The following is a 22,380-nucleotide window of genomic DNA, read 5'->3' as shown; positions in this document are numbered from 1 at the left end:
GATTGGAGAAAGGAAGATATAGATATGGTCGTTCGCAATCGACGCAAAACAGCGGTAGGTATAGTCGTGAGCAATAAGATGGATAAGACCGTAGTAGTGGCCAATGAAACGCTGAAAAAGGATCCATTATACGGCAAGTATATAAAAAGGACAAAGAAATATAAAGCGCACGATGAGAATAACGAGTGTAATGAAGGCGATAAAGTATTGATAATGGAAACCAGGCCGCTTAGCAAGGATAAAAGATGGCGAGTGGTAGAGATACTGGAACGGGCTAAATGATGGAGTTCCATAAATTTGGAGCAAGGAAGGTGAAATTATGATTAGACCGCAGACACGGCTTAAAGTGGCTGATAATACCGGAGCCAAGGAGATAATGTGTATCCGCGTATTGGGAGGCCCAAATAGAAAGAGCGCAAATATAGGCGATGAGATCATAGCTTCTATTAAAAATGCAACGCCAGGAGGCGTTGTTAAAAAAGGCGATGTCGTCAAAGCTGTTATAGTAAGAACATCCAAAGGCATGCAACGGCCTGACGGTTCGTATATACGTTTCGATGATAACGCGGCTGTTATCATAAACGACGATAAGCAGCCTAGAGGCACGCGTATATTCGGTCCGGTAGCCAGAGAATTGAGGGATAGAGATTATATGAAGATCATCTCTCTGGCGCCGGAGGTGTTATGAGGAGGTGCAAATATGCCGAATAAACTTCATGTAAAAAAAGGCGACACTGTTATAGTGATCAACGGCAAATATAAAGGCAAGATAGGCAAGGTGCTTACAGCTCTGCCGCAGGATGGCAAGATCGTGGTGCAAGATGTGAATATCGTTACCAAGCATAAAAAACCCACCAGTTCGGTGCAACAAGGAGGCCTGGTTAAACAGGAGTCCCCTATTCCCAGCTCTAAGGTGATGCTATGGTGTGACGAATGTAAGCGTCCCACCAGGATAAGCAAAAAAATTCTGGCAGACGGCAGCAAAGTAAGAGTATGTAAACACTGCGGCCGAGAATTTACCGATTAAAGTTAACAGAAAGGAGGGGATCGGACGGTGGCGAGATTAAAGGATGCTTATGTAAATGAAATAGTACCTGCTATGCAGCAGCAGTTTAAATATACCAATATAATGGAAGTCCCTAAGTTGGAAAAAGTAGTAATTAATGTTGGTATGGGAGATGCTAAGGATAACCCAAAGGTAGCACAGGCTGTCAGCGACGAATTGGCGGCTATAACAGGCCAGAGACCGGTAATAACAAAGGCCAAAAAATCAATAGCGGCCTTTAAGGTGAGGACCGGTATGCCGATAGGAGCTAAAGTAACGCTGCGCGGCGAGCGTATGTATGAATTTGTGGATAAACTTTTCAATATAGCATTACCGCGAGTGAGGGACTTCAGAGGGGTTTCTTCCAAGGCGTTTGATGGTCGCGGAAATTATACATTAGGGGTAAAAGAACAATTGATCTTTCCCGAAGTAGATTATGATAAAATAGATAAGGTTAGGGGAATGGACATAGTGTTCGTTACTACAGCCAAAAGCGATGAAGAGGCCAAGGGACTGCTAAAGTTACTGGGTATGCCATTTAGAGAGGATTAGCGGGAGGTGATATATTGGCTAAGAAATCGTTGATTGTAAAGCAGCAAAGGAAGCCGAAGTTTTCCACACGCGCATATAATAGATGCAGCATATGCGGTAGACCGCATGCTTATCTGAGGAAATACGGCGTGTGCAGGATATGCTTTAGGGAATTGGCACATCAGGGCCAAATACCGGGAATAAAGAAGGCCAGTTGGTAGAAGGAAAGGAGGCTAAAACGATATGGTAACGGATCCTATAGCAGATATGTTGACGCGTATACGCAACGCGCTTGTGGCAAGGCATAATGTAGTAGATATCCCGGCATCCAGGATGAAAAAAGATATAGCCCAAATATTAGTAGAAGAGGGCTTTATACGTTCCTGTGAGTTTATAGACGACGGTAAGCAGGGCATTTTGCGTTTAACGCTAAGATATGGTTCCAATAAAGAGCGCGTTATAAGCGGTTTAAAACGCATAAGCAAACCCGGTTTAAGGGTTTATACGAGAAAAGACAATGTGCCTAAAGTCCTGGGTGGGCTTGGCATCGCTATTTTGTCAACGTCCAAAGGAGTCATGGCTGATAAGAAAGCCCGTCAGGAAGGCGTTGGCGGCGAAGTATTGTGCTATATATGGTAAACTGTTTCAGGAGGTGGAAAGATGTCTAGAATTGGGAAGAAACCCATTGATATACCTGCCGGCGTAACCGTGACGGTGACCCCTGATAATATGATAAAGGTAAAGGGGCCTAAAGGCGAATTGAGCAGGTCTATACACCGCAATATGAACATTGCGGTCGAGAATAATACTATAACCGTTATGCCTAAAAGCGACAGCAAGCAGGACAATGCGCTGCATGGCTTAACCCGCACGCTTATATATAACATGGTGGAAGGCGTGACCAACGGCTTTCAAAAAGGACTCGATATAAACGGCGTGGGATATCGTGCACAGAAACAGGGCAATAAGCTTGTACTGACGGTGGGCTACTCACATCCGGTCGAAATAGAGGAAGCTCAGGGTATAACATTTGAAGTGCCCAGCCCTAATAAAATCATCGTAAAGGGCATTGATAAAGAAAAGGTAGGGGCTGTAGCTGCCAATGTAAGAGCGGTACGTGTGCCCGATGCCTATCACGGCAAGGGCATAAAATATGAGACAGAGGTATTGAAACTAAAAGAAGGAAAGACCGGTAAAAAGTAGGAAAGGGTGATATGGGATAATATGATCACTAAACAAGACAAGAATAAAGCGAGAAAAGTACGGCATCTTAGGGTTCGTAAAAAGGTGGATGGCGTACCGGCTAGGCCACGTTTAAACGTCTACAGGAGCCTCAATCATATATATGCTCAAATTATCGATGATACGGTCGGGCATACACTTGTATCGGCCTCTACATTAGATAAAGATGTAAAAGATCAACTTGCCGAAGAGAGTACAAAAACCGATGCCGCCAAGCTGGTAGGTAAGGTAGTAGCTCAACGGGCTATAGCTAAGGGCATAGAAGAAGTGGTTTTTGATAGAGGCGGCTATATTTATCATGGGCGTGTAAAAGAAGTAGCGACCGGGGCTAGAGAAGCCGGATTAAAATTTTAATAAGGAGGGTGAGTGATGCAGAAGATCGACCCTAATTCTTTAGGTGAATTAAAGGAAAGAGTGGTTTTTATAAACCGTGTTGCCAAGGTTGTAAAAGGCGGCAAAAATTTCCGATTCAGTGCTCTGGTCGTAGTAGGTGATGAAAACGGCCATGTAGGAGCAGGCATGGGTAAAGCTGCTGAAATACCTGAGGCCATAAGGAAGGGCATAGAAGATGCTAAGAAAAATATCATAAACGTGCCTATGGTAGATACCACAGTACCACACGAAGTATTGGGACATTTTGGTAGCGGCGAGGTGCTTATAAAGCCTGCTAAAGCCGGTACTGGCGTTATAGCTGGTGGGCCGGTACGTGCGGTATTGGAATCAGCCGGAGTAAAGGATATACGCACCAAGTCGCTTGGCTCAAATAACCCCATAAATATGGTAAGAGCTACTATAGAAGGATTGAAGCAATTAAAAACTTTGGAGTCGGTATCCAGATTGAGGGGAAAAACCGAACAGGATATCGTCGGTTAGGGGGGTAAGGCTATTGGCTAAATTGAAGATCACACTGAGAAAAAGCACTATAGGTGCATTGGAAAATCAAATAAGGACGGTAAAATCTTTAGGGCTTCACAAAGTGGGCAGCAGCGTAGTGCAGGAAGATAGGCCAGATATTCGAGGCATGATCAATGTGGTCCACCATCTGGTAGAAGTCCAGGAAATACAGGATTAGGAACAAGGAGGTGTAGTACTATGAAACTCCATGAACTAAAAGCCGTGGAAGGGGCGAGGAAATCCCCTAAACGCGTAGGGAGAGGGACCGGTTCAGGGCTTGGCACCACATCCGGCCGTGGCAATAAAGGCCAGAATGCGCGCAGCGGTGGCCGCGTAAGGCCCGGGTTTGAAGGCGGTCAGATGCCGTTGACAAGGCGTTTACCCAAGGTAGGCTTTACCAATATTTTCGCTAAGGAGTATGCCGAGATTAATGTGGCTGCTTTAGAGCGTTTCGATAATGGTGCGGAGATAACTCCCGAGGTATTAAAACAAGAGGGAGTAATCAAAAATATAAAAGATGGCGTCAAGATATTGGGCGACGGCCAGCTTACCAAAAGCCTTACGGTAAAAGCCCATAAGTTTAGCAAAACAGCGCAGCAAAAGATAGAATCTGCCGGAGGAAAGGCAGAGGTGATATAAGGTGTGGGAAACGCTCAAAAATGCATGGCGGCTTGAAGATTTGAGGCGCAGGATCCTTTATACTTTAGGGATGCTGCTGGTATTCAGGATAGGATCGTTTATACCTATTCCAGGAATAAACAACGAATACCTCAATCAAATGATAGAACAAGGAGGGCTATTGGCCTTCTTCGATATAATCTCCGGCGGCAGCTTTGGCAATTTTACCATATTTGCCATGAGTATAACACCTTATATTAATTCATCCATAATTATGCAGCTATTGACTGTAGCTATACCGAGCCTGGAAAAGCTTGCAAAAGAGGGCGAAGAGGGGCGCAAGAAGATAGCTCAATATACCAGATACCTTACTGTTGTTTTGGCCTTCGTGCAGGCGCTGGGTATCACATATGGACTCAAAAATATAGTGGTAAACAAAGGCTTTTTCTCGTATTTTGTTGTTGCCCTGACATTGACAGCCGGCACCGCTTTTCTTATGTGGCTAGGCGAACAGATTACAGAGAAAGGTATAGGCAACGGTATATCTCTGATAATATTTGCAGGCATAGTAGCAAGATTGCCGATGACCGTTATAACCATGACCGAATCCATAAGGGCGGGAGCAATATCAATATGGAGTGTTCCGCTTTTGGTAGTAGGAGCGGTGGCCTTGGTAGCTGCTGTTGTATTCGTAAATGAGGGCGAGCGCAGGATACCTGTGCAGTATGCCAAGCGCGTGGTAGGGCGCCGCATGTACGGTGGTCAGAGCACGCACCTGCCTATGAAGGTAAATGCCGGCGGCGTTATACCAATAATATTTGCTATATCCATACTAATGCTGCCGCAAACTATAAGCCAATTTTGGCCGAGCAGCGGTATAGGCCAGTGGTTTGAGCGTTATTTCGCACCAAACAGCGCATTGTATCTGATTTTATATGCCGTATTGATAATATTATTTACGTATTTTTACGCGCAGATAACCTTCAACCCGATAGAAATAAGCGATAATCTGCGCCAGTACGGGGGCTTTATACCAGGCATACGGCCCGGGCGCCCCACCGCAGAGTATTTGGCTAGGATATCCAGCCGTATCACACTGGCAGGCGCATTGTTCCTGGCGGCTGTTGCAGTATTGCCTGCCGTATTTACATCAGGTTCGGGTATACCGCTGTATTTTGGAGGCTCGGCTGTATTGATCGTCATAGGCGTGGCCCTTGAGACCATGAAACAATTAGAAGCGCAGATGCTGATGAGGCATTATAAAGGCTTCTTGAAGTAATGCAATAGAGGTGGTAATATTGAATATAGTATTATTAGGGCCTCCAGGAGCGGGTAAAGGCACTCATGCCGCCAGATTAGCTGAGAAATATGGTATACCGCATATATCTACGGGCGATATGCTGCGCGAGGCCATGCGTGAAGGAACCTCACTTGGGCTTAAAGCAAAGGAATATGTTGAAAATGGTGCCTTAGTGCCGGATGATATAGTTATAGGGATAGTGAAGGAGCGTTTACAAAAACCGGATTGCTCAAAGGGCTTTTTACTCGATGGATTTCCGCGCACGGTGCCTCAGGCTGAGGCATTGGATACATTTGCAAGAGTAGATCGCGTTATAAACATACAGATACCATTCGATAAGCTGATGGATCGCATAACGCATCGCTGGTTATGCGAAAAATGCGGCGCAAGTTACAGGATAGAGGATCCAGACAAAAGCGATCTCATATGCGAGAAATGTGGCGGGAAGCTTTATCAAAGAGAAGATGATAAGCCCGAGACTTTCGGCAATCGCTTAAAGGTTTATGAAGCTCAGACGCAACCGCTTATCGATTATTATGAGAAACGCGGCATATTGATAAATATAAACAGCGATCAGCCTATAGAAGGTACGTTTGCGGATATATGCAAGGCTTTGGGAAGCGACGTTTCATGATAACACTAAAATCCCATCATGAGATAGAGCTTATGCGAGAAGCCGGTCGTCTGGTGGCGCAGACCCATGAATTGTTGCGTAGTGCCATAAAGCCAGGCATAACCACAGCAGAGCTGGATCGCATGGCAGAGAGCTTTATAATATCGCATAACGCTATACCCTCTTTTAAAGGATATTCAGCACAGCCTGGGGTAAAGCCGTTTCCGGCAAGCATATGCGCATCGGTAAACGATGAGGTGGTGCACGGCATACCGAGCGATGACAAAGTGCTACAAAATGGCGATATTATAAGTATCGATATAGGAGCTATATTGAACGGTTACCATGGCGATGCAGCGCGTACCTATGCTGTAGGCGCGATATCGGATGATGCTATGCGCCTTATCGATGTGACACGGCAATCTTTCTTCGAAGGGCTTAAATTTGCTATGCACGGCCATAGGCTGACCGACATATCCAATGCTATACAACAATACGTTGAAAGCAACGGGTATTCGGTGGTACGGGAATACCTCGGACATGGCATAGGCAAAGAAATGCATGAAGACCCGCCGGTGCCTAATTTTGGACGGCCGGGTAGAGGACCCAGACTGGAAGCAGGTATGACACTGGCCATAGAGCCTATGGTCAATATGGGGACATACAGGGTTAAGGTTATGCCTAATATGTGGACGGTAAAGACCCAGGATGGGAGCTTATCAGCCCATTATGAGAATACGATAGCCATAACGGATCAAAACCCCATAATTTTGACGGAGGTCTGATAAAGTGGATGTAGATATAGGCCAGGTAGTTCGTTCAAAAGCAGGCAGGGATAAAGGAAGGTATTTTATAGTGATAGGCATTGAAGGCAGCGACTATGCGTTTATTGCCGATGGTGTATTGCGCAAAGTAGAAAATCCGAAAAAGAAAAAACTTAAGCACCTGGAGATAAAAAACGAATTGATAGGTGAAATAAAGGAAAAAATATCAAATAGTAAGCGTCTTTCCAACTCTGATATTAGGAAAGCGTTAGAGGCTTTGGGTTATATGCCTAAGGGCGAGGAGGTATGATATATTGTCTAAGGATGATATGATAGCAGTCGAAGGAACGGTAATAGAGGCATTACCCAATGCCATGTTTCAGGTGCAACTGGAAAATGGCCATAAAGTTTTAGCACACGCTTCGGGTAAGCTAAGGATGAATTTTATCCGTATATTGCCAGGAGATAAAGTGACCGTTGAATTATCGCCTTATGATCTCTCAAGAGGTCGTATAATATGGCGCGGTAAATGAGGAGGGTTGTTTAAATTATGAAGGTTAGACCATCTGTAAAGCCCATGTGCGAGAAATGTAAAGTCATTAAACGCCATGGCAAGGTAATGGTTATATGTGAAAATCCGAAACATAAACAAAGACAAGGATGAGGAGGTGTAAATAGTGGCTAGAATAGCTGGTGTAGATTTACCCAGAGAAAAGCGAGTAGAGATCGGGTTGACTTATATATACGGTATAGGCCGTGCTAGAGCGAATGAGATATTGAAGGCTACCGGAGTAAACCCGGATACCAGGGTGAAGGATTTAACCGAAGCCGAGATAAGCGCTTTACGCGATGCCATCGAGAAGAATTATAAAGTCGAAGGTGATCTGCGCAGAGAAGTAAATATGAATATAAAACGATTGATAGATATCAATTGTTATCGGGGCATACGCCATAGGAAGGGCTTGCCAGTGCGAGGCCAAAATACAAAACAAAACGCCAGAACACGTAAGGGCCCCAAGAGGGCTATCGGTTCTAAGAAAAAGAAGTCTTAAAGGCGATAAGGAGGAAAAGATATGCCTAAAACAAAAACCAAGAAAACCACAACTACCAGAAGAAAAAGGGAACATAGGGGCGTAGACAAAGGTATAGCTCATATACATTCTACGTTTAATAACACTATAGTAACAATAACAGATAATGGCGGTAACGCTATATCTTGGTCTAGTGCAGGGACTGTAGGATTTAAAGGCTCACGCAAAAGCACACCGTTTGCAGCTCAGATGGCGGCCGAGTCTGCAGCTAAAGTAGCTATAGACCAGGGCATGAAGAGCGTGGAGGTATATGTTAAAGGGCCAGGTGCCGGACGCGAGGCGGCCATTCGTTCACTGCAAGCTGCCGGCTTGGAAGTAAGCATGATTAAGGATGTAACGCCTATACCGCACAACGGGTGCCGTCCACCAAAGAGAAGAAGGGTCTAATAATGGAGGTGTATAGATCTTAATGGCTAGATATATAGATTCAGTATGCAAGCAATGCCGGGCCGAGGGCATGAAACTTTATCTTAAAGGCGAGCGCTGCTATAATAAATGCTCATTTGATAAAAGGCCTGTAGCCCCTGGTGTGCACAGCCAAAGCAGACGCAAACAATCCGAATACGGCTTGCAATTAAGGGAAAAACAAAAGGCCAAACGCGTATACGGTGTTCTTGAGGATCAGTTCAGACGTTATTTTGAAATGGCAGAGCGAATGAAGGGTATTACCGGTGAAAACCTGCTCCAGTTGCTGGAGAGGCGCTTAGATAATACCGTATATAGGATTGGCTTTGCCGATTCTAGGGCGCAGGCCAGACAATTGGTGCGCCATGGGCATATAACGGTCAATGGCCGTAAGGTAAATATCCCTTCGTACAGCGTTAAACCGGGGGATATTATAGCGGTAAAGGGGTCCAGCCGGCAATTGGAGATTTTCAAAGCATTGCAAGATAAAACCCCAAGAACGATACCTGCGTGGCTTCAGGTGGATATGGAGAATTATACTGCCAATGTAGTGGCAATGCCCGCACGAGAGGATATCGATATACCGATCGAAGAGCATCTGATAGTGGAGTTGTATTCAAAGTAATGTGTCGGCCCTCGTTTAGGTATATAATGCTAGAAGCGTTTTAAGGAGGGTTCTATTTAATGATAGAAATAGAAAAACCTAAGATAGATTATGTGAAGATAAGCGATGACGGTTGTTATGGCAAGTTTGTTATAGAACCATTGGAAAGGGGTTACGGCATAACCATAGGCAATTCGCTGAGGCGCGTGCTGCTTTCCTCTTTACCAGGAGCGGCAGTTACCTCGGTTAAGATCGATGGCGTATTGCATGAATTCAGCAGCATACCGGGCGTTATAGAGGATGTGCCTGATATAATACTCAATCTGAAAGATCTCGCTATCAGGTTACACAGCGACGAGCCCAAAGTGCTTATTGTAGAAGCACAGGGAGAAAAAAAGATAACGGCAGGCGATATAAAAGCTGACGCGGATGTAGAAATAGTAGACCCCGATCAGCCAATAGCTACGCTGGATAAAGATGGTAAATTATATATGGAGATAACAGTGCAGAACGGCAGAGGCTATGTTTTGGCTGATAAGAATAAACAGCCCAATCAGCCTATAGGCGTTATACCTGTGGACTCCATATTTACGCCTGTAAGGAAGGTAAACTATACAGTAGAGAATACTAGGATTGGTCAGATAACCGACTACGATAAATTAACGTTGGAGGTATGGACTAACGGTGCTATAGAGCCGGATGAAGCCATTAGCCTTGCAGCTAAGATTTTAGATGAGCATCTCGTGTTATTTACGAATATGAGCGAATATATAGAGAATATCGAAGTTCCAGAAGAAAAGATCGAAGAGAAGCGCGAGCATGCGTTGGACATGACCATAGAAGAATTGGACCTTTCGGTACGTTCATATAACTGCTTAAAAAGAGCAGGTATAAACACTGTACAGGAATTAACAGAAAAGACCGAAGACGAAATGATGAAAGTCAGGAATCTTGGCAGAAAATCGTTGGATGAGGTTATACAAAAGCTAAATGCATTGGGTTTAACTTTAAAAGAAAGTGAGGAGGCTGGAAATGAGCGCTTATAGAAAACTAAGCAAACCCAGCGATGAGCGCAAAGCGACATTGCGCAATCTCGTGACCCAGCTTTTGTGGTATGGCAAGATACAAACCACTGAAGCCCGGGCCAAAGAGATACGAAAAATAGCTGAGAAGCTTATAACGCTGGCTAAAAAAGAAGCAAATAATGTAATCGAAGTGGATAAACAGGTCAATAATGAAAAACAACAAACGGTGACCATACATGTGAAAAATGACGCGCCTTCGCGTTTGCATGCTAGAAGGCAGATTATGTCATATATATACGATGTGAAAGATTCTAAAAAATCAGACGAGACAAAATCCGAATACAAAGAGAGATTAAGGCAGATAAACCATCCTGTGGTGGAAAAATTGTTCAATGAGATAGCGCCACGGTATGCCGACAGAAATGGTGGATATGTTAGGATACTGAAAGTTGGTAAACGCCGAGGCGATGCTTCTGATATGGTTATAATAGAGTTGGTATAACGATGAGAGATACTATCGTTGAATTCAACGATGTGAGTTTCATTTATCCGGGAGAAGAAGATAAAAGTGCCGAGGCGTTGGATAATATAAATGTTAGTATAAGGCATGGGGAATTTGTAGCTGTCATAGGGCGCAATGGTTCGGGTAAATCAACGTTTGCCAGGCATATAAATGCTTTATTTAAACCGAGCCGCGGGGATGTCATAGTAGATGGCATGAATACAAAAGACGATCAAATGCTGTGGGCTATCAGGCAAACAGCCGGGATGGTATTCCAGAATCCGGATAACCAGCTTATAGCTACTATAGTCGAAGAGGATGTGGCCTTTGGTCCTGAAAACTTGGGAGTGCCTCATGATGAAATAGTCAGACGAGTGCATGATGCGTTGGAGCTGGTGGACATGGCCGAATATGCGCACTTTGCGCCTCATATGCTTTCGGGCGGACAAAAACAGCGTGTGGCCATAGCCGGTATAATAGCCATGCATCCCAAATGCATAGTATTGGATGAGCCCACTGCCATGCTAGATCCGACGGGACGCCAGGAGGTAATGGCTACTATAAAACACCTTAATGAGGATGAAGGTATTACCGTCATCCTTATTACGCATTTTATGGAAGAAGCTGTTCAGGCTGATAGGATACTGGTTATGGACTATGGGCACATTATCATGGATGATGTGCCCAAAAAAATATTTACTCGGATAAATGACATAAAACAAGCTGGATTAGATATTCCTGCCATGACCGAACTGGCTATAAACTTGAGAGATCATGGTCTGAATATTCCGCCCGATATCCTAACGGTAGAGGAGATGGCAGAGGCTTTATGTCTATTGTAGTAAGACATCTGACGCATATATACATGCAGGGAACGCCGTTTGAATCGATAGCGCTTTCGGATGTAAGCTTTGAGATATCAGCAGGGGAATTTGTAGGGCTCATAGGGCATACTGGTTCAGGCAAATCCACTCTCATCCAGCATCTTAACGGTCTCCTTAAGCCTACATCCGGCAGCGTGATTATAGATGGTGTGGATTTATCCGATAAAAGCACCAGAATCAAAGATATAAGACACAAAGTTGGCTTAGTATTTCAATATCCTGAACAGCAGTTGTTCGAGGAAACTATCTATAAAGATATAGCCTTTGGCCCGATAAATATGGGGATACCAGAGCAGCGCTTGCCTGATATGGTGCGCTATGCTATGGAACTGGTTGGGCTGGATTATGACGAACTAAAGGAGCGTTCGCCTTTTGAATTGAGCGGCGGACAGCGCAGACGCGTAGCACTGGCGGGCGTGCTGGCCATGAACCCTGAGATACTTATACTAGATGAACCTACGGCAGGTTTGGATCCTGTGGGCAGAGAGGCATTGCTGACCATGCTTAAGGAATTGCAAATAAAAAACGGCATTACCATAATAATGGTCTCTCATAGCATGGAGGATGTGGCCAGGCTGGCTGATCGCATAATGGTTATGAACAAAGGTCGATTGGCTATTATGGGTAAACCCGATGAGGTATTTTCTAAAGGTGATATGCTAAAAAGTATGGGGCTAGGATTACCGCAGATAACCGAACTCATGCAGCTATTAGCGCAGCGCGGCAAAGATGTAAAAATCAGCATATTTTCTTTGGAGCAGGCTGTGGATGAGATATTAAAGGTTTGGGGAGGTAAAGCGCTTGTTCAATGATATAACTATCGGTCAATACTTTCCCGGCAATTCTGTCATACACCGGTTGGACCCCAGGAGCAAGCTCATATTGACGTTGGCTTTTATAATATGGGTATTTGTATTGAATGAGATATGGCATTATATATTTCCTGCTATATATATTTGTACAGTGATAATGCTTTCCGGCATATCAGTGCGCTATTATTTAAAGGGTATAAAACCATTGTGGCCTATAATTGTGCTTACATTGGTTATAAACATATTCTTTACTAAAGGCGGACCTGTATTGTTTAATATCGGCCCCCTTGCAGTGACTCAAGCCGGCCTTAACCAAGCTGTATTAATAGCGTTGCGCCTGGTATTCCTTATAGTGGGCGCCTCTGTTTTGACGCTGACCACATCGCCGGTTCAATTGACCGATGGTATAGAGCGGCTGATGAGCCCTCTTCAAACCATCAATTTTCCAGTAGGGGAATTGGCCATGATGATGACCATTGCTTTGCGCTTTATTCCAACGTTGTTAGAAGAAACCGACAGGATTATGAAAGCTCAAATGGCGCGGGGGGCTGACTTCGATACCGGCAATATACTGGACAAGGCAAAGAGTATGGTGCCGCTGCTGGTGCCATTGTTTATAAGTGCTTTTCGCAGGGCCGACGAATTAGCGCTTGCGATGGAAGCCAGGTGCTACAGAGGTGGTAAGGGGCGTACCAAGTTTAAGATATTAAAATTTTCAAGACTGGATTATGGCGCAGTCATATTTACAGCTGCCATCATTATAATAAGTGTTGTCTAAGGATATGGAACGAAATATAAAGCTGACATTGCAGTATGATGGCACAGCATATGCCGGATGGCAGTATCAAAAGAACGCCTTGACAATACAGCAAGTGGTAGAAGAGGCGATAGAAAGCCTTACAGGGCAACATAGTACGGTTATAGCGGCTGGAAGGACTGATAGAGGCGTACACGCATTAGGACAAGTGACCAATTTTAAGACTGAAAGCAATATACCGACAGATCGCTGGCTTTATGCTCTGAACGCCGTTTTGCCGGAGGATATAAGGGTTATCGATGCGCAGGACGTGCTGCCGTCATTTCACGCCCGCTTTGATGCAAAAGGTAAATTATACCGCTATATCATCTGGAATGCTCCTTACAGCTCGGCACTATTAAGAAACTTCAGCCTTCATGTAGCAAGACCGTTGGACGCAGATGCTATGAAAAGGGCGGCTCTATATTTTGTGGGTACACATGATTTTTCTTCGTTTCAGGCCAGCGGTAGTACGGTGCGCGATACGGTAAGGAATATATGGGATATAAGCATACAAACCGAGGGCAAAATGATAAGCATATCGATATCAGGCGACGGCTTTCTGTATAATATGGTGAGGATAATGGTCGGTACACTTATAGATGTAGGTATAGGTAAGATTACCGCTTGCGATGCAAAGCTTATACTGGAAGCCCGCGACAGAAAAAGGGCCGGCAAAACTGCCGGCCCGCATGGGTTATATTTGGTGGAGGTGTATTATTAATTATAGAAACTGTGGTTGCCTATGGTGGTTATATACTGCCTGTTCTTCACTATCCATCCGCCCTCGGCCTTAGCTGGGTTGAAGAAATACAATGCGCTGCCCACAGGTCTTGCTCCGTTATAAGCTTCTTGGGCTGCTTGATTGCTGGCTGTTGATGGCGTATTGTATATAGTTCCATCGGCCACCGGGCTAAACTGTGGTATACCGTGATAATCTTCGAATATTACTGCTTTTACCGAATTCGCAAAGTTGGGGGATTTTACGCGATTCATTATGACATTGCCTACCGCTACCTTACCTAGATATGGTTCGGCTCCGGCCTCCGCCTCTATAATACGTGCCAGCCAGTATATGTCTTCTCGATAATTTCCAGTAGTACCCCTGTTGGCAGTAGAGGACGCCCCGTACAATGCATTAAGCGTCTGTGGTCCGGCTATGCCATCTGCCGCAAGGCCGCGGTCTTTTTGGAAGCGGATTACGGCATCGCGTGTTAAGGAGCCGTAGTACCCTGTGACATTGGCATAAAAATAACCTTGCTGCTTCAATGCCGTTTGCAACTGGGATACCTGACTGCCGCTGCTACCTACCTTCAGTATTGTAGAAGCGGCGTGTGTATAGCCTCCTGAAACTATAAAGAAGAACAGAAACATCGTGACTAGCGTAGCCGATATCAATCTCTTATTAGAAAACCTCAATACAAAACCCCTTTCCATAAATCCATTATTTATAGGAACTGAAATATTTATTTAATATTTGTAATACAATTGTAACAAATCCAAGCCAATATACAAAGCCGCTTATATGTTCAAAATAGCCCCTGATCCATCGTATCGTACGATAAAACCCATTTAACTATATTTTTTATACCCTCTTTACAATTATAGTACATATACCATAAATACTCAGAATATCCAATGATGTAGAGAATAAATATTTTGGCATACAGCTTTCCATAGCATAGGCGAGGATTATGGAGAAAAAAGTAGATATACTAGCTTTTGTTTCACTTTTTGCCAACTTATGATACTATAGCCTTATTGCCAAATCTCTTAAGATATGTTATAGATAATATGATGGTCTAATATATACGAAGGGGGTGAGAAATTGACAGAGGATAAGATCATATTGAAAAGCAGGTTGTTTTTATGGGCGGCAATAATAGCTATCGCTATGCTAGCCGCGGCCACGCTCGGTATAGGATCGGCTAAAGCGGCTAATGGCACTGTCGAAGTAACGGTATCGCCAGGTTCGAGAGCAAATATAAGGTCTGCAGCTTCGTTGAACAGCGGCATTATAGGAAAGGCTACGAGGGGGCAAAGATTTACTTATGTAGATACCATAGGCAGCTTTTTCAAGATACAATATAATGGAACCACAGCATACCTACATAATTCAGTGGCGAAAGCTATTAGTACCGCACAACCAGTGCCATCGCGGAGCAGTGCACAGACCGGCACAGTGAAGGTTAATACGACGCTTAATGTACGCAGCGGGGCCGGCACGCAGTACAAGGTGGTAGGTAGTCTGAAGAATGGTACCAAAGTGGAAGTGCTGAGCAAAAGCGGCAGTTGGTATCAGATAAAGTATGGCAGCATAACAGGCTATGTCAGTGAGCAATACCTGGTGGTAAGCGGTACAAGCTCGACGCCTGCGCCAACGCCGACACCTGTGCCTGCGCCGGAACCACAGCCTGGCATATTAAGCGGTAAAGTAGTGTTTATCGATGCAGGTCATGGTGGTACTGATCCTGGTACGACAAATGCCGGTTATAAGGAAAAAGACCTAAATCTCGCTGTAGCCAATAAAACAGTAGAGCTTCTGCGACAAGCCGGAGCCACCGTTATACCTACGCGGACTGCTGATGTTACAGTAGAACTGTATGACCGGACCGCGATGGTTAATAAATATATACTGGAGCAGGAGAAAAAAGTGGCAGAACGGGAGCTGGCCGATCTACAAAAGACTTTGAATAAAGAAATTGCTCAAAAACAGTCTTTAGAACAACAGAAAAAGGTTCTGCAAGAGAGGCTTCTATATCTCGATGATCAGGCATACAAGCTTAACGTCGCCATAAGCGCGTGGAAAAATTTGCAGGACATTAAAAGTGATGTTAATGTTAACCCGTCTGCTTTGAGCGAAGCTGAGAAGCGATATAACGATGCCGTAGCGGCATTGGATGATGAGTATATGCCGGAGCAAAATGATAATGATGTAGAGGCTACGTTGACTGCTTATCGGGATGCTGTAAGGGCCGAAATAGATGACATAGAAGATAAAAGTATACCGGCGTTGAATAAAGCTATAGATGAAGTAAACGCAAAGCTTAAGAAGGTATCCGACAAAGAGAAATATATATCCGATATTAACGGATATATTGCCAGTTTTACGTGGGTTTTGAATAATAACCAGGGTAATACTAGCAAAACGGGTTATCCTAGCAAAGCTGACATGATCAAGATATTCGATATAGAGAAAAAATATCAGGACAATATTATATTCGTCTCTATACACGGCAACAGCACTGGTACCAGTTCGGGAAATGCCAGAGGGGCTCAGGTGTATTATATGGCGCACAATACCTCGACATACTATAACGGTTATAACACTGCAGAGCGGTATAGATTAGCTGAAACGTTGCTTGAAGAAGTGCCTAAAGCCAATGGCTTATCTAGAAACCTAAAATACCCTTCGCCGGAAAACTTTGCTGTATTGAGGGAAGCTAACGTAGTATCTGCTCTTATAGAGCTGGGCTTTTTGAATAATACCGATGATAGGGCTTTATTGATGAACCCAACCGTACAGCATAATTCGGCCGTAGGCATATATAACGCTATAGTAAAGTACTTTAATGATTAGTTAAACATATGAGCTGCAGATAGTGCCTGTTGGGTGATGTCTGCGGCTTAATTTTTTATAGTTTTCGTTAGTACGGTTTTTTGCTATAATATAATTTGAGATAGATAAGGCAGTCAAAATATATTAACAGGAGCAGTAATAATGAATGCTGAAGAAGTAGTCGGTAACATAAAGAATGAACGCATTATAGCCATTATACGCGGCATTGATAATGCCCATATAGAACCAACCATAGAAGCCCTTCTAAAGGGCGGTATATCTATCATGGAAATTACCATGAATACGCCCAGTGCCGTTGACATGATAAAGAATATGGTACAGCGCTGGGGCTCTGATATAACGATAGGAGCAGGCACTGTCATGACACCACAGGCGGCTTATGATGCTATATCGGCAGGTGCACAGTTTATAGTATGTCCGCACACCGATAAAAAAATTATAGATTTAACCAAGGCGATGGACAAGGCGGTGCTGCCAGGGGCTATGACCCCAACGGAGATAGCGACTGCAATGCAAGCCGATGCCGACCTAATAAAACTTTTCCCGGCAGCAACGCTGGGCCCTGACTATGTAAAGCAATTGCTCGGGCCATTCAATGATGCGTCGTTTGTAGCTGTAGGCGGTATAAATATAGATAACGCGTATAGCTTTATCCAGGCCGGTACTGTTGGATTGGGCATAGGCGGAGAGCTTATCAATAAACAAATGATCTATCAAGATAAATATGACAGTGTAACTGAATTGGCGCGCACATTTGTTGAATCAGTGAGTGTATGAGAGGTGATAACTATGGATATTATAGATGCTATAATGAATAGGCAAAGCATAAGGCATTATCTGGATAAAGATGTCGGTGACGATATCATAAAAGAGTTGGTAAAAGCCGGTTGCCAAGCGCCATCCGCACATAATAGACAACCATGGGCTTTTATTGTAACAAAAGATAAAGAGAAGATGAATGAGATAGCACTTAACTCTACATATGCTAAATTTTTGCCTACAGCATCAGCAGCTATTATAGTATGTTCACATTTTGATCCATTGCAACAAATACCGGCATTGCCCAGCCCAAATCTTCATTCATCTCAGGATGTTGCTGCAGCCGCTGAAAATATATTGCTGGCGGCTTTGAATTATGGCTTAGGCACATGCTGGATAGGTGATATAAATGATGCATTATTGAGGCGATTATTCGATATACCTGCTGATTATCGCCCCATGATAATAATAGCAGTGGGTTATCCGGATCCGGGACATATGACACCAAAACGCAAACGCAAGCCATTGGATGAAGCGCTGCATTGGGATATGTGGTGAGAGACGGCAAAAAATCACTTGCACTGTTGGCGATTATATATTATAATAGTCACTGTAAGGGGTTATGGCTCAGGCGGTTAGAGCGCCACGCTCACATCGTGGAGGTCACAGGTTCGAGTCCTGTTAACCCCACCACTAAGGAGATGATCGATTTCATCTCCTTTATTTTATTTGACAAAATCTCCGATTTGGCATATAATGGTTTCAAATCGCATAGGAGGTAGAAAAATGGACAAAGTAGTATTAGAACCGGATACAGTATTATATCCATTACCGGCTGTTATGGTATCATGTAGAGATAAGGCAGGAAAGGATAATATAATAACATTGGCGTGGGTAGGCACGGTGTGTTCAGAGCCGCCAATGATATCTATATCCATTCGTCCGGGCCGATTTTCCAGCCATATGGTCAAAGAAACAGGTGAATTTGTTATAAACCTACCCACTAGAGAATTGCTGGAGATAATGGATTACTGTGGTTCTCGCAGCGGCCGCCATGAAGACAAGTTTGAGCATTTGGGTGTAGAGAAAGCCGAAGCATCCAAAGTAAATGTCCCTATTATAAAAGCCAGTCCTGTGAATATAGAATGCCGGGTTAAGCATATGCTCAGCCTGGGTTCGCATGATATGTTCGTAGCTGAGGTGGTAGCTGTCGATGTGCGAGAAGATATAGTATCCAATCATAAAATCGATTTCAATAAATTGGATTTAATTGCCTATGTTGGCACGACGTATTTTAGCCTGGGCGATATATTGGGTAAACAAGGATTCTCTGTTAGAAAATCAATATGAATTAAGTCAGTTCATATTATAGATACTATTATAGAGAATTTATAATAACGGAGGAATGCTTGTGGAAAAGGATAAAATGGCCCGCGAGATAATATCTTTTGTAAGCGATAATAAACAATCTTATGCCAGCCGGGCGGTATGCAGCAGGATACTTGGCCAAACAGGCGATGTGGATAACAGTACTGTCATGCAGCTAAAAAATGCTATAAACAACGCTGATGACAATGATTTACAATCATGCTATGATTTAATAAAGTAAGGATAAGTTGCATTTAATAAAAAGCGCCTTCTTGTCAAACACTATCATTGAAGGAGGCGATAATTTTGAAAAAAGATATAAGGTATGGTTCAATTGCTTTATTGATTTGTTTGCTGATACTGGCTTTCGCTGTAGTTGGTTGTACACCCACGCGGAGGCCGGCTCCCACTCCTCAACCGCCGGCTCCGAGGACGGCCACTCCGCCTAAAACTATAACGCCGCCTACCACGCCCAATACTAATGCGAACGATATGATAGCGCGCTCGCAGCGTATAGCGGATCAGGTAGCGGCTATGCCTGAGGTAGAAAAGGCAGCAGTAGTTATAACCGGTAATACCGCGCTTGTAGGGGTTACTATTGAGGGGACTACGGAAGGCAAGCTTTCTGATCAAGTAAAGAAAAATATCGAGACGACTGTTAAAGCCGCTGATAAAGCCATCGATAACGTCGTCGTAACGGCTGATCCGGATCTCTTCGATAGGATAAGGATCATGATGAGCGATATAGCCAAGGGTAAACCTCTTAGCGGTTTTGCGAAAGAGATAAATGAGATGATAAATCGCATAACCCCTAAAGTGAATACGCAATAAGCCTGGGCCGCCAGGCTTATTCCCCTATATAACAACTAAAGGAGCATATATATGGATATATCTACATATGATTATAAATTGGATAACGGCATCGATTTGCACGTTATAAGTACTAAAAAGTTTAAGACCATTCACTTTAATATTTTCTTTCATAGAGCGTTAAATAAAGATACAGCAACGTTAAATGCTCTATTGCCTCGTGTCATGAAACGCGGTTGTCAGGGCTTTAGAGATACGATACAGATAGAGCGCTTCTTAGAGGACATATATGGTGCAGATTTCGATGCCGATGTATTAAAAAAAGGCGAGCGGCAAATTATAGGTTTCAGATTGGATATCGTGCATCCCAAATATACAGGGGATGATGCTTTGATAGATAAGGGATTATCCTTCTTAAATGATATAATATCGAAACCATTGACTATAGACGAAGGTTTTAATCAGGATTACGTGGAGCAAGAAAAACAGAACCTCAAGGACCTCATAGAGGGGTTAATAAACGATAAGGCTCAATACGCAGTCGAGCGTTGTATACAAGAAATGTGTAAAGGCGAACCATTTGCCACATATGTATACGGTAGTACAGATGCCCTGCCTGGTATAAATGCCCATAATCTTTATGAATATTATAAAGATGTGGTAGCCAGCAGTCCAGTCGATATATTTATATTAGGCGATGTAGAACCTGATGCCATACGCGATAAGGCTGAGGCTATCTTTAACTGGCCAAGAGGGACTGTGAAGAGGATACCCAAAGAGATTATTAAAAAAGCGATAACAGAACCCAAAGAGGTCGTAGAACGTATGGATGTTTTGCAGGGCAAACTATCGCTTGGCTTAAGAACCAATACCGCTCCGGACGATACTGATTATCCTATTCTAATGCTCTATGCTAGCATATTGGGCGGGGGCCCCCATTCCAAGCTATTCCTTAATGTCAGAGAAAAAGCCAGCTTGGCTTATTATGCTTATGCGAGATTAGAAAAATATAAAGGTTTGATGATAATAAGCTCGGGCATAGAGATAGAAAATTATAAAAAAGCTCTGGATATCATGCTTGAGCAATTGGATGAAATGAAAAGAGGCATCATATCATCGCAGGAATTGGATTTTTCTAAAAAAGCACTGACCACTTCTCTACGCTCGATAATGGATAGCCCTCAGCAATTGACGGATTATTATCTGAGCAACGCGATATTAAAAAAGCATTCTACTATAGATCAGCTCATAGAAAGCATAAACGCCGCAGAGATGAATCAAGTAGTAAAGATAGCACAACGGATAAATCTGGATACTATTTATTTCCTGGCAAACAAAGCTATGAAAGGGGCTGAGAGAATATGACCGTCATAGAAAATAGTGCTATAGAAGAAAGAATATATAAATATAAGCTAGATAACGGTCTTACCGTTTTTATAATGCCTAAGCCGGGTTATACCAAGCAATTTGCTATTTATGCCACTAATTACGGTTCTAATGACATAAAGTTTTTGAGCGGAAAGCATAGAGAACCTATAGAAGTTCCTTGTGGTATAGCTCATTTTCTGGAGCATAAGCTGTTTGAGGAACAAGGTGGTAGCATATTCGAAAGGTTTTCTGCTTTGGGAGCGCAGGCTAACGCCTTCACAAATTTCAATATGACGGCTTATCTATTTTCATCTACCGACAAATTTTATGATTGCCTTGAATTATTGCTTGGCTTTGTCAACAGGCCCTACTTTACCGATGAAAATGTTGAGAAGGAAAAAGGCATAATTGCTCAGGAGATACGTATGTACGAGGATAATCCGGCATGGCGCGTTTACTTTAACCTGTTGGGTGCGTTGTATAAAAATCACCCTGTAAAAAACGATATAGCCGGTACGGTGGAATCCATAACAGGTATTACTAAAGAACAGCTTTATCTATGCTATGAGACGTTTTATCATCCCGATAATATGGCTATTTTTATAATAGGCGATATAGACAAAGAGCAAGTGATAAAAACAGTAAAGCGAAGCTTTAAAGACAAGAATATGTCCAGACGCGGAGATATCAAACGTATATATCCTGACGAACCTATGGACGTAGCGCAACCGTTAGTTAAACAGCAATTAGCGGTGGCGATCCCGATGTTTTATATCGGCTTTAAGGATTCGGATACTGGCATGTCAGGCAATAAATTGATGAAAAAGGATATAGTTACTGGTGTACTGCTTAATATGCTCATAGGTAAAAGTTCTGATACATACCAGAGTTTGTATAAAGATGGTCTTATCAACGCTACCTTTGAAAAGGATTATACAGGAGAAATACATTACGGCTTTAGCCTGATGGGGGGCGAATCGCAGCGGCCGCTCAAGGTGCAGGATAGGATAATGGAAGCTATAAATAATTATAAACAGAGCGGTTTGAATGTAAATGATCTCGACAGGGTTAAAAGAAAAATGCTGGGAGATTTTCTAATGAGCCTAAACCGTATAGATGGTATAGCATCGGCATATATTGCAGCGACCTTTAAAGACATAAATTTACTCGATTATCCTAAAGTGTTGGATGATGTAAAGATTTCAGATGTTGAGGAGAGGCTTCGCCAACATTTCGATGAGAAGTATTGCGCTATTTCTATAATAGAACCCAAAAAATAAGAATCGGAGATAACAGGAAGTTATATCGATGTTTGTATGACGTGGTCGAAGAGGTGCATTGCCGATAGACCACGTCATTAACTTATATT

General features: G+C 43.3%; 35 protein-coding genes and 1 tRNA gene. 35 read left to right on the top strand and 1 reads right to left on the bottom strand.

Translation table 11 applies throughout. The features are described from left to right. Nucleotides 1-24 precede the first annotated feature (24 nt). The 26 genes from rpsQ to truA are packed head-to-tail and all read left to right on the top strand — an operon-like array spanning nt 25 to nt 13,850. On the top strand, nt 25-282 hold the full coding sequence (gene rpsQ, locus MAHAU_RS10700; RefSeq protein WP_013781747.1) for a 30S ribosomal protein S17: 258 nt from the start codon (nt 25-27) through the stop codon (nt 280-282). Nucleotides 283-319: 37 nt separating this feature from the next. Then, on the top strand, nt 320-688 hold the full coding sequence (gene rplN, locus MAHAU_RS10695; protein ID WP_013781746.1) for a 50S ribosomal protein L14: 369 nt from the start codon (nt 320-322) through the stop codon (nt 686-688). 12 nt (nt 689-700) lie between these two features. Continuing rightward, nucleotides 701-1,027 (top strand): 50S ribosomal protein L24, encoded by a 327-nt coding sequence (gene rplX / locus MAHAU_RS10690; RefSeq protein WP_013781745.1) that lies wholly within the window; start codon nt 701-703, stop codon nt 1,025-1,027. 27 nt (nt 1,028-1,054) lie between these two features. Then, the gene (rplE, locus tag MAHAU_RS10685; protein WP_013781744.1) at nt 1,055-1,597 is read left to right on the top strand and encodes a 50S ribosomal protein L5; all 543 of its coding nucleotides are present in this window, start codon (nt 1,055-1,057) and stop codon (nt 1,595-1,597) included. A 14-nt stretch (nt 1,598-1,611) separates the two neighbouring features. After that, on the top strand, nt 1,612-1,797 hold the full coding sequence (locus tag MAHAU_RS10680) for a type Z 30S ribosomal protein S14 (RefSeq protein ID WP_013781743.1): 186 nt from the start codon (nt 1,612-1,614) through the stop codon (nt 1,795-1,797). Nucleotides 1,798-1,819: 22 nt separating this feature from the next. Beyond that, complete coding sequence (rpsH, locus tag MAHAU_RS10675; protein WP_013781742.1) at nt 1,820-2,215, top strand: 30S ribosomal protein S8; 396 nt, start codon at nt 1,820-1,822, stop codon at nt 2,213-2,215. 21 nt (nt 2,216-2,236) lie between these two features. Next, complete coding sequence (gene rplF, locus MAHAU_RS10670) at nt 2,237-2,779, top strand: 50S ribosomal protein L6 (RefSeq protein WP_013781741.1); 543 nt, start codon at nt 2,237-2,239, stop codon at nt 2,777-2,779. A 21-nt stretch (nt 2,780-2,800) separates the two neighbouring features. Beyond that, entirely contained in the window at nt 2,801-3,172 is a 372-nt protein-coding gene (rplR, locus tag MAHAU_RS10665) for a 50S ribosomal protein L18 (protein WP_041644592.1), read from the top strand. Nucleotides 3,173-3,187: 15 nt separating this feature from the next. Further along, nucleotides 3,188-3,691, top strand: coding sequence for a 30S ribosomal protein S5 (rpsE, locus tag MAHAU_RS10660; RefSeq protein WP_013781739.1), 504 nt, complete (start codon nt 3,188-3,190; stop codon nt 3,689-3,691). 13 nt (nt 3,692-3,704) lie between these two features. Then, a complete protein-coding gene (gene rpmD, locus MAHAU_RS10655; RefSeq protein ID WP_013781738.1) occupies nt 3,705-3,890 on the top strand; it encodes a 50S ribosomal protein L30 in 186 nt (61 codons plus the stop codon). 20 nt (nt 3,891-3,910) lie between these two features. Further along, the gene (gene rplO / locus MAHAU_RS10650) at nt 3,911-4,351 is read left to right on the top strand and encodes a 50S ribosomal protein L15 (protein WP_013781737.1); all 441 of its coding nucleotides are present in this window, start codon (nt 3,911-3,913) and stop codon (nt 4,349-4,351) included. Nucleotide 4,352: 1 nt separating this feature from the next. After that, entirely contained in the window at nt 4,353-5,609 is a 1,257-nt protein-coding gene (gene secY / locus MAHAU_RS10645; protein WP_013781736.1) for a preprotein translocase subunit SecY, read from the top strand. 19 nt (nt 5,610-5,628) lie between these two features. Beyond that, entirely contained in the window at nt 5,629-6,264 is a 636-nt protein-coding gene (locus tag MAHAU_RS10640; RefSeq protein WP_013781735.1) for an adenylate kinase, read from the top strand. Then, nucleotides 6,261-7,028: a type I methionyl aminopeptidase gene (gene map, locus MAHAU_RS10635; protein ID WP_013781734.1), complete on the top strand. Its 768-nt coding sequence runs from the start codon at nt 6,261-6,263 to the stop codon at nt 7,026-7,028. Before MAHAU_RS10640 ends, map begins: the two co-directional genes overlap by 4 nt. A 4-nt stretch (nt 7,029-7,032) precedes the next feature. Beyond that, entirely contained in the window at nt 7,033-7,317 is a 285-nt protein-coding gene (locus MAHAU_RS10630; RefSeq protein ID WP_013781733.1) for a KOW domain-containing RNA-binding protein, read from the top strand. Nucleotides 7,318-7,321: 4 nt separating this feature from the next. Continuing rightward, complete coding sequence (infA, locus tag MAHAU_RS10625) at nt 7,322-7,540, top strand: translation initiation factor IF-1 (protein WP_013781732.1); 219 nt, start codon at nt 7,322-7,324, stop codon at nt 7,538-7,540. A gap of 17 nt (nt 7,541-7,557) precedes the next feature. After that, nucleotides 7,558-7,671, top strand: coding sequence for a 50S ribosomal protein L36 (gene rpmJ / locus MAHAU_RS10620; RefSeq protein WP_013781731.1), 114 nt, complete (start codon nt 7,558-7,560; stop codon nt 7,669-7,671). A 13-nt stretch (nt 7,672-7,684) separates the two neighbouring features. Continuing rightward, nucleotides 7,685-8,059, top strand: coding sequence for a 30S ribosomal protein S13 (gene rpsM / locus MAHAU_RS10615; protein ID WP_013781730.1), 375 nt, complete (start codon nt 7,685-7,687; stop codon nt 8,057-8,059). A 21-nt stretch (nt 8,060-8,080) separates the two neighbouring features. After that, on the top strand, nt 8,081-8,485 hold the full coding sequence (gene rpsK, locus MAHAU_RS10610; RefSeq protein ID WP_013781729.1) for a 30S ribosomal protein S11: 405 nt from the start codon (nt 8,081-8,083) through the stop codon (nt 8,483-8,485). A 22-nt stretch (nt 8,486-8,507) separates the two neighbouring features. Beyond that, nucleotides 8,508-9,128: a 30S ribosomal protein S4 gene (gene rpsD, locus MAHAU_RS10605; RefSeq protein ID WP_013781728.1), complete on the top strand. Its 621-nt coding sequence runs from the start codon at nt 8,508-8,510 to the stop codon at nt 9,126-9,128. A gap of 59 nt (nt 9,129-9,187) precedes the next feature. After that, a complete protein-coding gene (locus tag MAHAU_RS10600; RefSeq protein WP_013781727.1) occupies nt 9,188-10,153 on the top strand; it encodes a DNA-directed RNA polymerase subunit alpha in 966 nt (321 codons plus the stop codon). Next, nucleotides 10,140-10,634, top strand: a complete 495-nt coding sequence (locus tag MAHAU_RS10595; protein ID WP_013781726.1) for a bL17 family ribosomal protein — start codon at nt 10,140-10,142, stop codon at nt 10,632-10,634. Before MAHAU_RS10600 ends, MAHAU_RS10595 begins: the two co-directional genes overlap by 14 nt. A gap of 2 nt (nt 10,635-10,636) precedes the next feature. After that, nucleotides 10,637-11,476, top strand: a complete 840-nt coding sequence (locus MAHAU_RS10590) for an energy-coupling factor transporter ATPase (RefSeq protein ID WP_013781725.1) — start codon at nt 10,637-10,639, stop codon at nt 11,474-11,476. Continuing rightward, a complete protein-coding gene (locus MAHAU_RS10585) occupies nt 11,464-12,330 on the top strand; it encodes an energy-coupling factor transporter ATPase (protein WP_013781724.1) in 867 nt (288 codons plus the stop codon). The genes MAHAU_RS10590 and MAHAU_RS10585 overlap by 13 nt, the downstream gene beginning before the upstream one ends. Further along, nucleotides 12,320-13,108, top strand: a complete 789-nt coding sequence (locus MAHAU_RS10580) for an energy-coupling factor transporter transmembrane component T family protein (RefSeq protein ID WP_013781723.1) — start codon at nt 12,320-12,322, stop codon at nt 13,106-13,108. The genes MAHAU_RS10585 and MAHAU_RS10580 overlap by 11 nt, the downstream gene beginning before the upstream one ends. Before the next feature lie 4 nt (nt 13,109-13,112). Continuing rightward, nucleotides 13,113-13,850, top strand: a complete 738-nt coding sequence (gene truA, locus MAHAU_RS10575) for a tRNA pseudouridine(38-40) synthase TruA (protein WP_013781722.1) — start codon at nt 13,113-13,115, stop codon at nt 13,848-13,850. On the opposite strand, the gene MAHAU_RS10570 is transcribed toward truA, so the two are convergent. After that, nucleotides 13,847-14,545, bottom strand: coding sequence for a cell wall hydrolase (locus MAHAU_RS10570; protein ID WP_216086237.1), 699 nt, complete (start codon nt 14,543-14,545; stop codon nt 13,847-13,849). The two genes, truA and MAHAU_RS10570, sit on opposite strands and share 4 nt — an antisense overlap. A gap of 409 nt (nt 14,546-14,954) precedes the next feature. Here MAHAU_RS10570 and MAHAU_RS15115 point away from each other — a divergent pair, with 409 nt between their 5' ends. From MAHAU_RS15115 to yfmH, 9 genes are all read left to right on the top strand, one after another. Next, nucleotides 14,955-16,706 (top strand): N-acetylmuramoyl-L-alanine amidase family protein, encoded by a 1,752-nt coding sequence (locus tag MAHAU_RS15115; RefSeq protein WP_013781720.1) that lies wholly within the window; start codon nt 14,955-14,957, stop codon nt 16,704-16,706. A gap of 141 nt (nt 16,707-16,847) precedes the next feature. Continuing rightward, entirely contained in the window at nt 16,848-17,483 is a 636-nt protein-coding gene (locus MAHAU_RS10560; RefSeq protein WP_013781719.1) for a bifunctional 4-hydroxy-2-oxoglutarate aldolase/2-dehydro-3-deoxy-phosphogluconate aldolase, read from the top strand. 12 nt (nt 17,484-17,495) lie between these two features. Continuing rightward, nucleotides 17,496-18,023, top strand: coding sequence for a nitroreductase family protein (locus MAHAU_RS10555; RefSeq protein ID WP_013781718.1), 528 nt, complete (start codon nt 17,496-17,498; stop codon nt 18,021-18,023). Nucleotides 18,024-18,081: 58 nt separating this feature from the next. Continuing rightward, nucleotides 18,082-18,158 (top strand) — tRNA-Val (locus MAHAU_RS10550). 93 nt (nt 18,159-18,251) lie between these two features. Next, nucleotides 18,252-18,815: a flavin reductase family protein gene (locus MAHAU_RS10545; RefSeq protein ID WP_013781717.1), complete on the top strand. Its 564-nt coding sequence runs from the start codon at nt 18,252-18,254 to the stop codon at nt 18,813-18,815. Nucleotides 18,816-18,876: 61 nt separating this feature from the next. After that, on the top strand, nt 18,877-19,074 hold the full coding sequence (locus MAHAU_RS10540; protein WP_013781716.1) for a hypothetical protein: 198 nt from the start codon (nt 18,877-18,879) through the stop codon (nt 19,072-19,074). 65 nt (nt 19,075-19,139) lie between these two features. Further along, nucleotides 19,140-19,664 carry a YhcN/YlaJ family sporulation lipoprotein gene (locus tag MAHAU_RS10535; RefSeq protein ID WP_013781715.1) on the top strand — a complete coding sequence of 175 codons (525 nt, stop codon included), beginning with the start codon at nt 19,140-19,142 and terminating at the stop codon, nt 19,662-19,664. Nucleotides 19,665-19,715: 51 nt separating this feature from the next. Beyond that, entirely contained in the window at nt 19,716-21,008 is a 1,293-nt protein-coding gene (gene yfmF / locus MAHAU_RS10530) for an EF-P 5-aminopentanol modification-associated protein YfmF (protein ID WP_013781714.1), read from the top strand. Next, nucleotides 21,005-22,291 (top strand): EF-P 5-aminopentanol modification-associated protein YfmH, encoded by a 1,287-nt coding sequence (yfmH, locus tag MAHAU_RS10525; protein ID WP_013781713.1) that lies wholly within the window; start codon nt 21,005-21,007, stop codon nt 22,289-22,291. Before yfmF ends, yfmH begins: the two co-directional genes overlap by 4 nt. Nucleotides 22,292-22,380 lie beyond the last annotated feature (89 nt).

Source organism: Mahella australiensis 50-1 BON, from assembly GCF_000213255.1.
Taxonomy (GTDB): domain Bacteria; phylum Bacillota; class Clostridia; order Mahellales; family Mahellaceae; genus Mahella; species Mahella australiensis.
The sequence above is the reverse complement of the archived record's forward strand: the minus strand, read 5'-3'. Positions and strand labels throughout refer to the sequence as shown.

Bases quoted from the DNA above. Each gene is read 5' to 3' on its own strand.
- rpsQ (WP_013781747.1), top strand. From the start codon at position 25: ATGGTCGTTCGCAATCGACGCAAAACAGCGGTAGGTATAGTCGTGAGC.
- rplN (WP_013781746.1), top strand. From the start codon at position 320: ATGATTAGACCGCAGACACGGCTTAAAGTGGCTGATAATACCGGAGCC.
- rplX (WP_013781745.1), top strand. From the start codon at position 701: ATGCCGAATAAACTTCATGTAAAAAAAGGCGACACTGTTATAGTGATC.
- rpsH (WP_013781742.1), top strand. From the start codon at position 1,820: ATGGTAACGGATCCTATAGCAGATATGTTGACGCGTATACGCAACGCG.
- rplF (WP_013781741.1), top strand. From the start codon at position 2,237: ATGTCTAGAATTGGGAAGAAACCCATTGATATACCTGCCGGCGTAACC.
- rplR (WP_041644592.1), top strand. From the start codon at position 2,801: ATGATCACTAAACAAGACAAGAATAAAGCGAGAAAAGTACGGCATCTT.
- rpsE (WP_013781739.1), top strand. From the start codon at position 3,188: ATGCAGAAGATCGACCCTAATTCTTTAGGTGAATTAAAGGAAAGAGTG.
- rplO (WP_013781737.1), top strand. From the start codon at position 3,911: ATGAAACTCCATGAACTAAAAGCCGTGGAAGGGGCGAGGAAATCCCCT.
- map (WP_013781734.1), top strand. From the start codon at position 6,261: ATGATAACACTAAAATCCCATCATGAGATAGAGCTTATGCGAGAAGCC.
- rpmJ (WP_013781731.1), top strand. From the start codon at position 7,558: ATGAAGGTTAGACCATCTGTAAAGCCCATGTGCGAGAAATGTAAAGTC.
- rpsK (WP_013781729.1), top strand. From the start codon at position 8,081: ATGCCTAAAACAAAAACCAAGAAAACCACAACTACCAGAAGAAAAAGG.
- rpsD (WP_013781728.1), top strand. From the start codon at position 8,508: ATGGCTAGATATATAGATTCAGTATGCAAGCAATGCCGGGCCGAGGGC.
- MAHAU_RS10600 (WP_013781727.1), top strand. From the start codon at position 9,188: ATGATAGAAATAGAAAAACCTAAGATAGATTATGTGAAGATAAGCGAT.
- MAHAU_RS10595 (WP_013781726.1), top strand. From the start codon at position 10,140: ATGAGCGCTTATAGAAAACTAAGCAAACCCAGCGATGAGCGCAAAGCG.
- MAHAU_RS10590 (WP_013781725.1), top strand. From the start codon at position 10,637: ATGAGAGATACTATCGTTGAATTCAACGATGTGAGTTTCATTTATCCG.
- MAHAU_RS10585 (WP_013781724.1), top strand. From the start codon at position 11,464: ATGTCTATTGTAGTAAGACATCTGACGCATATATACATGCAGGGAACG.
- truA (WP_013781722.1), top strand. From the start codon at position 13,113: ATGGAACGAAATATAAAGCTGACATTGCAGTATGATGGCACAGCATAT.
- MAHAU_RS10560 (WP_013781719.1), top strand. From the start codon at position 16,848: ATGAATGCTGAAGAAGTAGTCGGTAACATAAAGAATGAACGCATTATA.
- MAHAU_RS10555 (WP_013781718.1), top strand. From the start codon at position 17,496: ATGGATATTATAGATGCTATAATGAATAGGCAAAGCATAAGGCATTAT.
- MAHAU_RS10545 (WP_013781717.1), top strand. From the start codon at position 18,252: ATGGACAAAGTAGTATTAGAACCGGATACAGTATTATATCCATTACCG.
- yfmF (WP_013781714.1), top strand. From the start codon at position 19,716: ATGGATATATCTACATATGATTATAAATTGGATAACGGCATCGATTTG.
- yfmH (WP_013781713.1), top strand. From the start codon at position 21,005: ATGACCGTCATAGAAAATAGTGCTATAGAAGAAAGAATATATAAATAT.